This is a genomic window from Thalassolituus hydrocarboniclasticus (genome assembly GCF_025345565.1).
GTDB lineage: Bacteria > Pseudomonadota > Gammaproteobacteria > Pseudomonadales > Oceanobacteraceae > Venatoribacter > Venatoribacter hydrocarboniclasticus.
Map to the genome: position 1 here is coordinate 1586342 of NZ_CP054475.1, position 13270 is coordinate 1599611.

Annotated in this window: 7 protein-coding genes and 4 tRNA genes; 1 reads left to right on the plus strand and 10 read right to left on the minus strand. The window is 53.9% G+C overall.

Translation table 11 applies throughout. The annotated features are described in order from the left end of the window. Positions 1 to 2: 2 nt before the first annotated feature. The 4 genes from HUF19_RS06940 to HUF19_RS06955 are packed head-to-tail and all read right to left on the minus strand — an operon-like array spanning position 3 to position 4470. Positions 3 to 215, minus strand: a complete 213-nt coding sequence (locus HUF19_RS06940; RefSeq protein WP_260999098.1) for a DUF4266 domain-containing protein — start codon at positions 213 to 215, stop codon at positions 3 to 5. 15 nt (positions 216 to 230) lie between these two features. Continuing rightward, the gene (locus HUF19_RS06945) at positions 231 to 731 is read right to left on the minus strand and encodes a TlpA disulfide reductase family protein (protein ID WP_260999099.1); all 501 of its coding nucleotides are present in this window, start codon (positions 729 to 731) and stop codon (positions 231 to 233) included. A gap of 15 nt (positions 732 to 746) precedes the next feature. Next, a complete protein-coding gene (locus tag HUF19_RS06950; RefSeq protein ID WP_260999100.1) occupies positions 747 to 2099 on the minus strand; it encodes a DUF1501 domain-containing protein in 1353 nt (450 codons plus the stop codon). Between the two features lie 10 nt (positions 2100 to 2109). Next, positions 2110 to 4470: a c-type cytochrome gene (locus HUF19_RS06955; protein ID WP_260999101.1), complete on the minus strand. Its 2361-nt coding sequence runs from the start codon at positions 4468 to 4470 to the stop codon at positions 2110 to 2112. 263 nt (positions 4471 to 4733) lie between these two features. Here HUF19_RS06955 and HUF19_RS06960 point away from each other — a divergent pair, with 263 nt between their 5' ends. Beyond that, positions 4734 to 6725, plus strand: coding sequence for a sensor domain-containing diguanylate cyclase (locus HUF19_RS06960; protein ID WP_260999102.1), 1992 nt, complete (start codon positions 4734 to 4736; stop codon positions 6723 to 6725). Positions 6726 to 6808: 83 nt separating this feature from the next. Here HUF19_RS06960 and HUF19_RS06965 read toward each other — a convergent pair whose 3' ends face one another. From HUF19_RS06965 to HUF19_RS06990, 6 genes are all read right to left on the minus strand, one after another. Continuing rightward, positions 6809 to 8473, minus strand: coding sequence for a methyl-accepting chemotaxis protein (locus HUF19_RS06965; protein WP_260999103.1), 1665 nt, complete (start codon positions 8471 to 8473; stop codon positions 6809 to 6811). A gap of 166 nt (positions 8474 to 8639) precedes the next feature. Next, entirely contained in the window at positions 8640 to 12020 is a 3381-nt protein-coding gene (locus tag HUF19_RS18355; protein WP_270049443.1) for a DUF7467 domain-containing protein, read from the minus strand. Positions 12021 to 12718: 698 nt separating this feature from the next. Beyond that, positions 12719 to 12804, minus strand: a tRNA-Leu gene (locus HUF19_RS06975). 46 nt (positions 12805 to 12850) lie between these two features. After that, positions 12851 to 12936: transfer RNA gene (locus HUF19_RS06980), tRNA-Leu, on the minus strand. A 40-nt stretch (positions 12937 to 12976) separates the two neighbouring features. Continuing rightward, a tRNA-Leu gene (locus tag HUF19_RS06985) sits at positions 12977 to 13062 on the minus strand. 55 nt (positions 13063 to 13117) lie between these two features. Further along, positions 13118 to 13204, minus strand: a tRNA-Leu gene (locus HUF19_RS06990). Positions 13205 to 13270: the final 66 nt, after the last annotated feature.

A 13270-nucleotide genomic window follows, 5' to 3' on the forward strand; every position in this document is an offset into this window, starting at 1 on the left:
TGTTAATTACAGCCGCATCCGCCCCCGGCGGCCTGACCACCGCCGGACGAGCCTTCCTTGGAAAAGTGAATATGATTGTCGAGCGAGGCTTTCAGCGGGTCGGGCTGCCAGGCCATGATGTCCTGAGCCAGATTGCCCCTTTCCCAGGGTTTGACTGTGGTGCAGCCAGTGCTGAGCAGCAGTATGGCAATAACGAGCACGACTCGGCTGTGCATGATGTCTGTGCTCCGTTATTTCTGTTTCAGTTGCTGGATGACTTCAGCGCGGATTTTACTGATATCGGAGGGTTTGAAGCCCTGATGCACGCTCTGAATCCGTCCCTGACGGTCAATCAGGTAAGAGGTTGGCATACCACGCAGACCAAAGGCGGTTGGGGTTTTGCCTTCGCCGTCGTACAGCGTCGGGTAGCTGACCGGGAACTCTTTCAGAAAGGCGCGGGCATCTTTGATGTCTTCATCCAGATTGATGGCCAGCACCTCAAAGCCCTGACCTTTCAACTCAGCGCGCAGCTCGTTCAGCAGTGGCAGGGATTTACGGCACGGACCACACCAGGAGGCCCAGAAATCGACATACACCACTTTGCCTTTATAGCTGGCCAGCGACAGCTGACCTTTCTGCGTTAACAGCGGCAGTTTAAAACCCGGTGCTTTATCGCCGGTCTCCAGTGCCAGACTCAGAGACGAAGTCAGCAGGGTGGTCAGTAACAGTACAGCGGTCATCAGTAAGCGCACAGGCTTATCTCCTTATTAAGCGAAAATATCAAAATCGTTAACCCGCAGCGGATAATTGCTGTTCAGGACGCTTTGATCAACTCCGAGCAGTTTGCGCAGAGCCTGATTTACATGGGCCGGAGTCAGTTTATCGCCGCCGGCGTCGGCTAAGCCGGTGCTGCGGTTCAGCGTCTGGGCGCGGAAGTCGCTGCTGGAGGCGCCGAATACTTTGCCGCCGGTGCTGCCGGGATGCAGCACCATCATACTGGTTACCGGCCAGTGATCCTTACCATTACCGGAATTGTAGTAGGGCGTTCGGCCGAAGTCAGAACCGACGACCACGGTTGTGCGGTCGGCAATACCCGCGAACTGCAGGGCGGCCTGCAGAAAATGAATACCTTCGAGCAGATCCCCCAGTTGCGGATAGGCACTGGAGTCATGGTTGCCGTGGGTATCGAAGCCCCCGATATTCAGGTTGGCCGAAGCGGCCAGGCCACTGTGGAAAGCAGCCGTAACCACCTCTGCCTGGCTTTTCAGGTTATTGGAGCGGTTGGGGTTCCAGTTGCTGTCACGGCTGACGTTGGCTTTGATATCAGCCAGCGATACGCTCAGCTGGCCGAGGTTGCTGTCTTCACTGCGCACGCCGAATAACTGTCCCAGTTGCTGGCGACGTAAAGGCAGGGCTTCCTGCAGCTGCTGGCGCTGAATGCGGGCTTGCTGGGCGGCGAGCACGGCGCTGTACTGGTCGATACTGCGGTCGCTGCTGCGGTACAGGAAACCCCGGCCGTTGCTGTAATGATTGGGGTCGGCCAGTTCGTTAATAAAATCGGCGTTACTGGCGCGGGCGCGGGCAACCAGCGAGTCGGTAAAGTCGTAGCCTCCGTTGCTGATAAATGCCATCGGCAGGGTTGGGCTGGTGGCTGCAGCAAAGTAGGCTGCCAGACTCGGATAGCCGATTTCCTGCTGACCTGACCATACCACGCGGTTGCCGGTGTCGTGGTTATTGGTACCGGTGTCGATGCCATTGATGATGGTCAGGCGATTGCCATAGGTGTTGAAAAACTGATCAAACTGGCTTTCGATGCGCTGCAGCACCGTATCATCAGCGGAGACAAATGATGGAATGGCACTCCAGCGAATATCACCAAAGGCTTTGGCCGGGTCCAGATCGACGGAGTTGGTCGATCCCAGATGACGATCCGACTGAGCTTCATAAGCACCGTTCAGGCCTTTGGGGTCGCACAGAGACGTTGGATCCCAGCCGCCACTGGCGTTAACCACCACCAAAAACTGTTGGGGAACGGCGGCATGGGCTTTGGGAGTCCACAGCGGCATATGGGCGGTCATGCCGGTGGCAGCCATGAGTTGCAGAAAATGACGACGTTTCATGGCGTTCTCCTTATTCGTAGGCAAAGCGGTAGTCGGACAGCAGATAGGTCATCACCGCCATCCAGGCACGGATACTGTAATGATCATCCCGTTCTATGCGCAGTTCGGTCGGCAGGGTGTCACCTGTGCGGCCATCGGCCAGCCGGTACCAGCGACCACGGCATTCCCACTCCAGTGAAGCGCCCGGATTGGGGTCGTAGTTGCCGCTGTTGGCCAGTAGCTGCTGTCCCTGTGACCAGACCTGATAGAACAGATCGTAGCTGGCCTGCAGCTCACTGCTGTTGATATCAAGCTGTTCGCCCAGCAGTACCCAGTGCAGATGCTGCAGGTTGTGTTTGATCATGCTGACAGCCTGAGCATTAATCGTACCGCTAGCGTCTTCAGGCGTGGTGGTTGGCTCAACAAAGCGGAACAGCTTGCGCTCGGCCGCACTGCGGGTGAAATCCAGTGCGCTGGCGCGGCAGGCCATTTCTGAGGCCATGCGTTGCTGAATGGCGATGGTCAGCCCGCTGGGCTCGCGGATGCGCTCGGTAATGCTGTCGGAATCGATGCCGCCGTACATGATGCGGTTGTTTTCGTTGCGGAATTCATCCCAGCCAAAGCCCAGAGTGGCCTGCAGCTTGCGTTGCATCTGCTCCGGGCTGAGGAACTGGCTGGCACCGATATGCTGGTTGCTGACCAGCTTGCCGGCGTCCACGGCTTTAGCGCGGTAGTAAGGGCTCATGATGATGCCTTTCACCCCGGTTTTGATGTTCCAGCCGTCGGCCGCCATGGCCTGGCCGATGGTGTTGATTACCGCGCGCTGGCTGTTATAAGCGACCTTATCCGCATCGCTGCCGCTTTCACCGGGCGCTTCGAGCGGCTCCTGGCCGATGATGGCGCTGTAGAGCGTTCGCATGGTGGCGCGGATAAAACGCGGATCGTTGGCGATTTCATTGCCCAGCCACTGCAGCATATTGCGGAAGTAGCCGCTGCTGCCGGACAGTGGAATGGTTTTTCCTGCCAGACCAGCAGGCTCAATATCGGAGCTGTCCCAGCGGTTGGGTGAGGTGCTGCCGGTAACGATAAACTGGCCCCGTTCGGTAAAGTGCTGGAACGCAGAAGACACCGGGTCCATCACCTGATGGCAGGCATAGCAGGCCGGATCAAGTAATGTCGGGTTGGCCGTACCGGTGCCTATGCCGTCCCCCGGACGATCGCCCTCGATTTTCAGAATATCGGTGTCGAGGAAGTAATCGAACACAATCCGTGAACGATGGCGGTTGCGGTTGGTGAAGGTGGTCGGGTAGCGGTTCAGAAACATCGGCGAGGTCAGTACACCGGCGTGATAAAGGCCACCCATTTCATATTCGAGATTTTTGGTTACCCGCGCCGGGCGGAAGTCGTTCGGGTCGTAATAAACTTTAACACCATTGGCATCACAGACCGGCTCGGCCAGCTGCTTAAAAGATGTGCCGGGATCAACTAATGTTGCTTCATAGACCTGCTGGCTGTACCAGTTCACCATCATGTAATCGGCGTTCATGTAGAGCGTATGAGGCAGACCGTTTTGGGCGGCGTAGCGCACCAGCTCAAGAGGTTCGCGGGCCACGGCATCGTTGGTGAGTGTACGCACACAGCCCCGGATGCTGCTTTGTTCATCCGCCGGGTAAGCGTCGTTGTACCACTTACGTTGCGGGTAATCGTCCGGATCGAGCAGGTTAACCCCACCTTCGAACTGGTTGCTGGTGAGGTATTTATCGGTCAGCAGCTGTTCGTTGAAGGCTTCCATCAGCCACTGATAAAAGTTCTCTTCATTCATCAGCTGATTGAGCGCAAGGCTCAGGCCGGCTTCGCCGTTTTTTTCCACCATAGCAATTTCACTGGCGGTGGGCAGGCGGCCGGCCAGTTGCAGCGCAGCACTGCGCAATGTTGCGCTGAGTTCGTGATTGACCACGCCTTCCAGTGTGGTGGTTGCCGCGGCGAGGTTATACCCGTTAAAGGCGTACAGAATGTATTCGGCGGTGTCACTGGCACAGCTGCCGCTGCAGTTGCCAACATTACCGATGGGCATGGTGCGGCTGATTTCATCGGCCAGAACACTCAGGGTTGTGCAGGTTGAGCAGGCAACCAGTGACGAGCCTATGGGCGTGCCATTGCCATCGACACCGTGGCAGGAAGCGCACTGGCGTTCGTACTGACGCTGGCCTTCAGGGTTGTAATTACCAATCAGGCTGCCATTGCCGCCATTCGAAGCGCCGCCAACATCACCGGAATATTCACTTTTACAGCCACTGAGGACAGTACCCAGTGTCAGTATTAATACGAGCCAGAGTGCGCGTTTCATCCTTACCTCACCGCATTGCCTGATGCCTTCTGTGGGCATTTTCATTGTGATCGCCTTTTATAACAGGCTGGCAGTGAAAAAACGGTGAATAGTGCGCAACTCTGATGATATGGCACGACCTGAATTGTGATTTTTTTGTAGTTCGTAAAGGTAATTTTTTGTTAAGCACCAGCCGGCCTGGATATTTTATAATTAATAAAATTATCTTTTAATTTTGCACGGGAGTTCTTTTTTGGGGTGATCGTCCGCTATTCCGGCGTGATAGTTTACGGCTGCTAGACTGAATTCATCATATGGATGGGTTTGCTATGTCCCAGCGATTATTTTCGCCCTTCGTTTTAATCTGGTTGGTGGTTCTTTCATGTTCGGATGTTCTGGCAGCTGGCGCTGATATTACCGGTGATGAACCTAATGCCGACCAATTATCCGTCAGCGCTGCATCGGTAGAGGAATATGTTGATATCCGCACACTGGCGTCGGGGCAGGAGCTTGACCCTGTGCTGCAGTACTATGAGGATGCAAAAGCAGATATTCAGGGGTTACCTCCGGTAACTCTGGGTTGGCAACGCAATCAGCACCATAATATGGCTTTTGGTTATACCGATTCGGTGTACTGGTTCCGTCTGGCGTTGAGTAATCCGGGCGATCAGGTTGAGCAGCGCTTTCTCAGTCTGACCTATCCGGTTCTTGATCATGTGCGTGTTTATCACCGGCACAAAGACGGTGAGTGGCAAACGCTGGAATTGGGGGATAAGCAAGCATTCCATCAGCGGCCGGTTATTCACCGTTATTTTGTAATACCACTGACGCTGCAGGCTGGGCAGGCTGATGAGTGGATATTTCGCGTAGAGACATCCAGCTCTATGCAGTTCCCATTAAGTATCTGGCAAGAGCGTGATTTTTTTATTCACGATCAGCATCAGGTTCTGGGCATGGGGCTGTACTACGGCATCATGTTGATTATGGTGTTGTACAACCTGTTTATTTTTCTGGCTGTGCGCGAAGCTAACTATCTGTATTACGTTTTTTACGTTGGCAGCATGGCTGCATTCCTTGGAAGCCTGCAGGGAATTAACTTTCAGTATCTTTGGCCTGAATCCACAAGATGGAACGATCAGAGCATCATTGTTTTTCTCAGTGGCGTTGTCGTTTTTGCTGCGATTTTTACCCGTAATTTTCTCAATCTTCAGGATGTGAACTGGCTTAACCGCTCTTTTCTGGTGATTGTTTTTGCCGCGCTGGCCATTGTTGTTCTGAGCAACATCATTCCTTACCACACCATGATCCGGATTTTGATTGCTACGGCGGTACTGGGCATTGGACTTGCTATTTATAGTGGCATATTGCGCTGGAGTCAGGGTTATTCCTCGGCCCGGTATTATACCGTGGCCTGGTCGTCGATGCTGGTGGGTGGGGCGATACTGGCGATGAATAAGTTCAATATTATCCCGCGTAATGTCTTTACTGAAAATATCATTCAGTTTGGCTCGGCGTTAGAAGTGATTTTGCTTTCTTTTGCTCTGGCCGACCGGCTGAATCAGGAAAAACGTGAACGTTTTGAAGCGCAGATCACTGCCTTTGAACATGAAAAAATCGCCCGTATCGCTCAGGAAGATGCGCTTGAACAGGAGCGTAATGCGCGGCTTGCCCAGGAAAAAGCACTGGAGCACGAGCGGGCTGCACGGGAAGCCCAGGCCAAAGCACTTGAGGTTCAGCGTAAGGCAACAGAAACTCTGGAGTTACGCGTTAAAGAGCGCACGCTTGAACTGGAAGATGCTAACCGTAAGCTGGAGCTTATGAGCATTACCGATCCGCTGACCAATGTTCGCAATCGTCGTTTCTTTGATCAGATAATGCAGCGGGAAATGGCGCGGGCAATCCGTGAACGAGAACCTCTCAGTCTGTTAATGCTCGATGTGGATTATTTTAAAAAGGTTAATGATGTACACGGGCATCAGGCAGGGGATGAAATTCTGCGCGTTGTCGCCCAGGCTATTCGCCAGACCGTGCACCGCAATACGGATCTGATTGCGCGTTATGGTGGTGAAGAGTTTATTCTTATTTTACCCAATACCGAACTGTCGGGCGCTATGCTGGTCGCCGAGTGTCTGCGCAAAACCATTGCAAACCTGAGCTTTGATCGTCTGGCAGAGGGGCTGAAAGTGACGGTCAGTATTGGTGTTCATGGTGATGTGCCGAAATATCAGGATGGGCCTGAATATTGGGTCCGTTGTGCCGATGAAGCACTTTATTATGCCAAAGCCAATGGCCGTAATCAGGTAACGCATTACCGCAGTTAAGCTTCTGAAAAATAAAAAAGAAAGGCTGCCCGGCAACCTTTCTTTTTTATGGTCTTTCATTTTACCCTGTCGTTTATTATTCCTTATTGGCTTCGGTAACCAATCCTGAAGCCTCCCCAGTGGCGGCCGTTTACATAAACAGGCACAGATAAATCGTGCATTACTTCACCGGTATCCCGCTTATAGGTTTGCAGTAAGAAGGGTTGGGTGTTTGCTCCGCAGCGTGCTCCGGTTCGGTCATTAAAAATACGTTTAGTCCGGTTCTGCAGCAGGTCTTTGGCATAGTCCCCGCTCAGCGGCTGGCAGAAACGTTTGTTATGGGTGGGGAAGTAACCGTTAACGTCAACGGCACCGGCATAGGCAAAATCGCTGTTACGCTCAAGAATCGGTTCCTGAATAGCCGGAAAATTCTGGTCGCTGAAGGTGTCATAGCTGGTTGAATACTTGGTAGGGCTGGTGCCTTTAATTGGCTGATAGTTTTTATCAAATACCTGATCTTCGCTCAGCATCCCTTTCTTTATCGCTTCACTCAGCAGGTGGCCAATGGCTGCTGCTGCATCAGTTGCTTCTTTTTTTGCCTTGTCATGAAGCTCTCCCAGTTCACTGTTGCCAAACGCCTCGTAAATTTTTTCGGCCGTCTCGGAAAGGCTGAGGGAACGTTCGGCAATGGAGGCAATTTCGTATTCGGTCAGTTGCAGCCGTTTACTGGTTTCCTGCACGATGGAGGAAATATGGCGGATATTCTGACTGTTTTCCTGAACGCTGGATGCAATAGTGTTGATGCTGTGTTCGATTTCCTCAGAGCGATCATAAATATCATTAAGGTGTGTACTTATTTTTTGCGTCATCTGCACACCATGATCAATGGTGACCGTTAATTGCTGGCTGTTGTTGACGGCATTTTTAATTTCCAGATTAATCTGATTGACGGTTTCGCCGATCTGCTGCGTGGCGCCGGAGGTTTTGGCCGCCAGAGCGCGTACTTCATCGGCCACGACCGCAAATCCCCGTCCCTGTTCACCGGCCCGTGCGGCCTCGATGGCGGCGTTCAGAGCCAGCAGGTTCGTTTGTTCAGCAATATCACTGATGACGCCGGTAACGGCTTTAATCTCTTCTGATTTGGCTTCCAGTTGAGCAATAAGCTCAGCGTTGGTGTTGACCTGCTGCCGGGTACCTTCCATTTGAGGAATGGTTTCATCAACGGCTTTTTTACCATGGGAGTTAATGGTTTTGGCTTCACTGGCTGCGCGGGAGGCCTCCTGAGTCTGGTTAACCATATGCTCAACGGTGTCGTGAATCTGATTAGCTGATGCGACAATCTGGTTTGTGTCAGCGACCTCATCATGAATCTTGGTTTTCATCTGGTCGGCGGCATAGGACATCTCTGCTGCGGCAATTGCAATACGGCCACCATGTTCTGACAGGCGCGCTTTCAGTTGTGCATAGACTGCGAGCTGCTCATCAATGCGCTGCATTTCTGCCTGCAGATAATCGGGCAAGGGGTGGCGACCCCGATCATGTTCTTCACTATTGTGCGTCAGCCGGTGCGCGATCTGGTGGCTGAACACGATTTGCGGCTTTATTACTGCGCGGTATAGCAGCGCGAGCGTGACAATGCAGGTAAACAATACAGCTGCAGCTTCTTTCAGGGTCAGCAGGTCGGGGAGATTCATTACCTGCACAGCCAGCAGGCTGAGCAGCGCACTGACAATGGTCGTTAGCAGTATTCTGATGCCTTGCTTTGACATAACGGACTCCGGAGTCTCCATCTGCAAAGCTTAGCCAAAGCAGCCATTTAGGGTAGGGGGCATTGGTCGTAGTCCGCGCAATTTTGCGCATTTGCCGCAGCACTGAATGAGAAAAGCCCCGCAGGAACCGGATTCCTTTGGGGCTGTGGTTAGGAGGAGGGGAAGGTTATTGCGGTACCTCCTCCTCTTCTACATCGCCTGTCGCGATACCGACCAGAGCAGATACCGAGGTCTGGATACCGGACCAGTCAATGCTGCCGTTGTCGATCTGATCAGGTCCGTTGATGACCCTGATACTGATCGAGTACATAGAGTGCACTGCCATCAGTGAGTTACTGCCGGGATCAATACGGACGGAGCAGCCTTTACCGTCATACGTATCTTTTGTGATCTCGCAGAATAGCTCAGAGAAGTACGGAGCGCTGCCGTCGGTTTTTTCCAGCCAGACTTCGAAGCGGATCTTCTCGTTGTTAGCCTGGAAAGCGGCGGAGGTACGAACGACCAGATTGGTTACATAACCTGAGTAAGCCAATGGCAGGGCCACGACCTCATGCTCATTGGAGGTATCACCCAAACCAATGAACTTGATACCACCGGAACCCACGGTCTGGTCAGAGCTGAAAGGCAGGTTCACACGGTCAAACGGACCTTCCGGACCCGCTGGCCCCTGAGGGCCTTCAGGACCCTGAGGACCGGTAGCACCGGTTTCCCCCTGATCGCCTTGGTCGCCTTTAGGACCTTGTGGACCGATCGGACCAGTCAGACCCATAGGGCCCATTGGACCAACAGGACCGACATCGCCCTGATCGCCTTTAGGGCCAGTAGCACCGGTCTCACCTTGCGGACCGACAGGACCGGTCAGGCCGATCTCACCCTGAGGCCCTTGTGGGCCGACATCACCCTGATCGCCTTTAGGGCCAGTGGCACCGGTTTCGCCTTGCGGACCCTGCGGACCGACAGGACCGGTCAGGCCGATCTCACCCTGATCGCCTTTAGGGCCAGTAGCACCGGTTTCGCCTTGCGGACCCTGAGGGCCTACAGGACCAGTCAGACCGATCTCACCCTGAGGACCTTGTGGACCGACATCGCCCTGGTCGCCTTTAGGGCCAGTAGCACCGCTCTCACCTTGCGGACCCTGAGGACCGACAGGACCAGTCAGGCCGATCTCGCCCTGAGGACCTTGTGGGCCAACAGGACCAACTTCACCGACGTTACCCTGTGGACCCTGATCGCCTTGCGGACCCTGAGGGCCGACAGGGCCGACATCACCCTGATCGCCTTTAGGGCCAGTAGGACCGGTCTCACCTTGCGGACCCTGAGGGCCGACAGGACCAGTCAGGCCGATCTCGCCCTGAGGACCTTGTGGGCCAACAGGACCAACTTCACCGACGTTACCCTGTGGACCCTGATCGCCTTGCGGACCCTGCGGACCGATAGGACCAGTCAGGCCGATCTCACCTTGCGGACCCTGAGGGCCGACAGGACCGGCATCACCCTGATCGCCTTTAGGTCCGGTAGCACCGGTTTCGCCTTGCGGACCCTGAGGACCGACAGGACCAGTCAGGCCGATCTCACCCTGAGGACCTTGTGGACCGACAGGGCCGACATCACCCTGATCGCCTTTAGGGCCAGTAGGACCGGTCTCACCTTGCGGACCCTGAGGGCCGACAGGACCAGTCAGGCCGATCTCGCCCTGAGGACCTTGTGGGCCAACAGGACCAACTTCACCGACGTTACCCTGTGGACCCTGATCGCCTTGCGGACCCTGAGGGCCGACAGGACCAGTCAGGCCGATCTCACCCTGAGGACCTTGTGGGCCGACATCGCCCTGGTCGCCTTTAGCACCGGTTTCACCCTGCGGGCCAACGGGGCCGGTCAAGCCGATCTCGCCCTGAGGACCTTGTGGACCGACAGGACCGGTTAAACCGATCTCGCCTTGAGGACCCTGAGGACCGACAGGACCGGTCAAGCCGATTTCACCCTGAGGACCTTGTGGACCGACAGGGCCGACATCACCCTGATCGCCTTTAGGTCCGGTAGCACCGGTTTCACCTTGCGGACCCTGAGGACCGACAGGACCGGTCAAGCCGATTTCACCCTGAGGACCTTGTGGACCGACAGGGCCGACATCACCCTGATCGCCTTTAGGTCCGGTAGCACCGGTTTCACCTTGCGGACCCTGAGGACCGACAGGACCAGTCAGGCCGATCTCACCCTGAGGACCTTGTGGGCCGACAGGACCAACTTCACCCTGATCGCCTTTAGGTCCGGTAGCACCGGTTTCGCCTTGCGGACCCTGAGGGCCTACAGGACCAGTCAGACCGATCTCACCTTGCGGACCCTGAGGACCGACAGGACCAGTCAAGCCGATCTCGCCCTGATCGCCTTTAGGTCCGGTAGCACCGGTTTCACCTTGCGGACCCTGAGGACCGACAGGACCAGTCAGGCCGATCTCGCCCTGAGGACCTTGTGGGCCAACAGGACCAACTTCACCGACGTTACCCTGTGGACCCTGATCGCCTTGCGGACCCTGCGGACCGATAGGACCAGTCAGGCCGATCTCACCTTGCGGACCCTGAGGGCCGACAGGACCGACATCACCCTGATCGCCTTTAGGTCCGGTAGCACCGGTTTCGCCTTGCGGACCCTGAGGACCGACAGGGCCAGTAGCACCGATTTCGCCTTGCGGACCTTGAGGACCAACGGGGCCAGTCAGACCCATAGGACCCATAGGACCAGTGTCGCCCTGAAGTCCCTGTGGGCCTTCGGCGCCGATGGTCAGGTCATATAAATCGTGTTGGGTGCTGGTACCACCTTCATAGCCACCGAAATCCGACAGCACCAGGCTGCCGTAGACATCACCGACATTCAGTGGCTGAGAGCACGAAGTATGAACAGACAATGTCTGGGTACTGCTGCCATCCGTTACTACAAAGTCGAGGCTGTTATTCCAGCGGTCGTAGTTAGAGGTAACGATAAACTGTTCACCTGGTTGTATGCCGCTGCTTGGGGTTACATCCCAGCGGTCACCGTATTTACCAGAGGTGGTAACAGAGATCGGCCCACTTAATGCTCCCAGATCGTTACACACGGCGTCTTCCTGTGGCAGTGGGTACTGACACAGACTGGGCTGATATTCAAAAGTGAGTGAATCCGGTTTGCCATTGTCGCAACTGGCAAAGGGTCGGGTGGTGACAATTTTAAGCAGGTAATCACCCGCCGGTACTTTTCCCGGACCATAGAAGTTGGCGGCCTGAGGCAGGTCGACGACAACACAGTCAAAACTGTCGGTTACGTCCAGCGGTGGTGCCGGAAGTAAATCGCAGGAAGATTGGTCAGAGGAAAGAGGTAGCGGGGCAGGTTCAGTCCCGAAATAAATTGCGGGGTCAGGGGCCGGGTCTCCAACCCAGAATTCAGTCCCCCAGATCACCAGATATTCTGGCGTTTGTGGTGGTTCGACCTGAACTTCGTGGATTTTTGTCGCGGCCTGCACGGTCGCTGCTATGGGGAATAGCAGCATAAGCATGAGGCGAAGTGTTTTTATCATGTCCGGTTCCTCGAGCCTGATTCAGGCTCATTCAGCATCTCAATAGTCGTCAGCTGTTGAGGGTAAGAAGGGAATGATCAGTCAAAACACTAGAAGGAAGTTCCGGGGTAAACAATGAAAGTAGTGGTATTTCATTAGACGGAATCTGGATAAAAAGTTAACCAAATGCGACAGAATGAATTAAGTCGGTTACGGAATTGCAATCAGGAAATAAAGAAATGAAACACGAAGTTAACAGTTGGCTACAAAAAAATATTTCGTTTTAATTTGTTTGAAAAATCTCGTTACAGAGTGAGTGTTTGGGGCGGATTTTTGGCGAATTCCTGTCTATCTGTACGGAAAATGATGGGCAGAGTTTTTTCACCCGGCTTTTGGAAATTGCTGGTTTTATATTAATGATTATTCTATTGCCAGTGGCCGATAATCAATTACTTCTGATTGTTTTATTTGTAATTTAAAACTGGCTGTTACCGGTTGTCTGTTTAGTTTTTTGTAAATAAGAAAATGCAGTAATGATAAGTCGGACAGATTGCTCTGATGGGTATCGGTGACGCAGTGCAGACGGATAGGGTTAAAGGAACAGATGCCGAGGTCGTTGCAACAGATGCAGATTCAGCCAGACTGAAAAAATTAGCTTATTTGGATGGGATTTTATTTTGGGGAGGGGATATTTTTAATCACCATCTTCGTCAGAAGAATGGTGCCCAGGGAGAGACTCGAACTCTCACGAGCATAGCTCACAGCGACCTGAACACTGCGTGTCTACCAATTTCACCACCTGGGCAGGGGTAAGGCTGTTAACCTTTCAAATTGTCACCATTCTTTAAGAATGGTGCCGAAGGAGAGACTCGAACTCTCACGAGCATAGCTCACAGCGACCTGAACACTGCGTGTCTACCAATTTCACCACTTCGGCGTGGGTCTGTAAGTCTGACGACTTATCAGTTTCTAACTAATGGTGCCCAGGGAGAGACTCGAACTCTCACGAGCATAGCTCACAGCGACCTGAACACTGCGTGTCTACCAATTTCACCACCTGGGCTTGAGGCGCGGCATGTTACCACTTCGCACATCACACTGACAGTACTATTTTTGCTTGGTACCAGAGGCCGGACTCGAACCGGCACACCCGCAAAGGCGGGGGATTTTGAATCCCCTGCGTCTACCAATTTCGCCACTCTGGCGCATCAGTAGCGTGTCAGTGGCGCGCATAGTACTCGAAAAAAATGCGCTGTCAACAATTTCTCTAA

Bases quoted from the DNA above. Each gene is read 5' to 3' on its own strand.
- HUF19_RS06940 (WP_260999098.1), bottom strand. From the start codon at position 215: ATGCACAGCCGAGTCGTGCTCGTTATTGCCATACTGCTGCTCAGCACT.
- HUF19_RS06950 (WP_260999100.1), bottom strand. From the start codon at position 2,099: ATGAAACGTCGTCATTTTCTGCAACTCATGGCTGCCACCGGCATGACC.
- HUF19_RS06955 (WP_260999101.1), bottom strand. From the start codon at position 4,470: ATGAAAATGCCCACAGAAGGCATCAGGCAATGCGGTGAGGTAAGGATG.
- HUF19_RS06960 (WP_260999102.1), top strand. From the start codon at position 4,734: ATGTCCCAGCGATTATTTTCGCCCTTCGTTTTAATCTGGTTGGTGGTT.
- HUF19_RS06965 (WP_260999103.1), bottom strand. From the start codon at position 8,473: ATGTCAAAGCAAGGCATCAGAATACTGCTAACGACCATTGTCAGTGCG.
- HUF19_RS18355 (WP_270049443.1), bottom strand. From the start codon at position 12,020: ATGATAAAAACACTTCGCCTCATGCTTATGCTGCTATTCCCCATAGCA.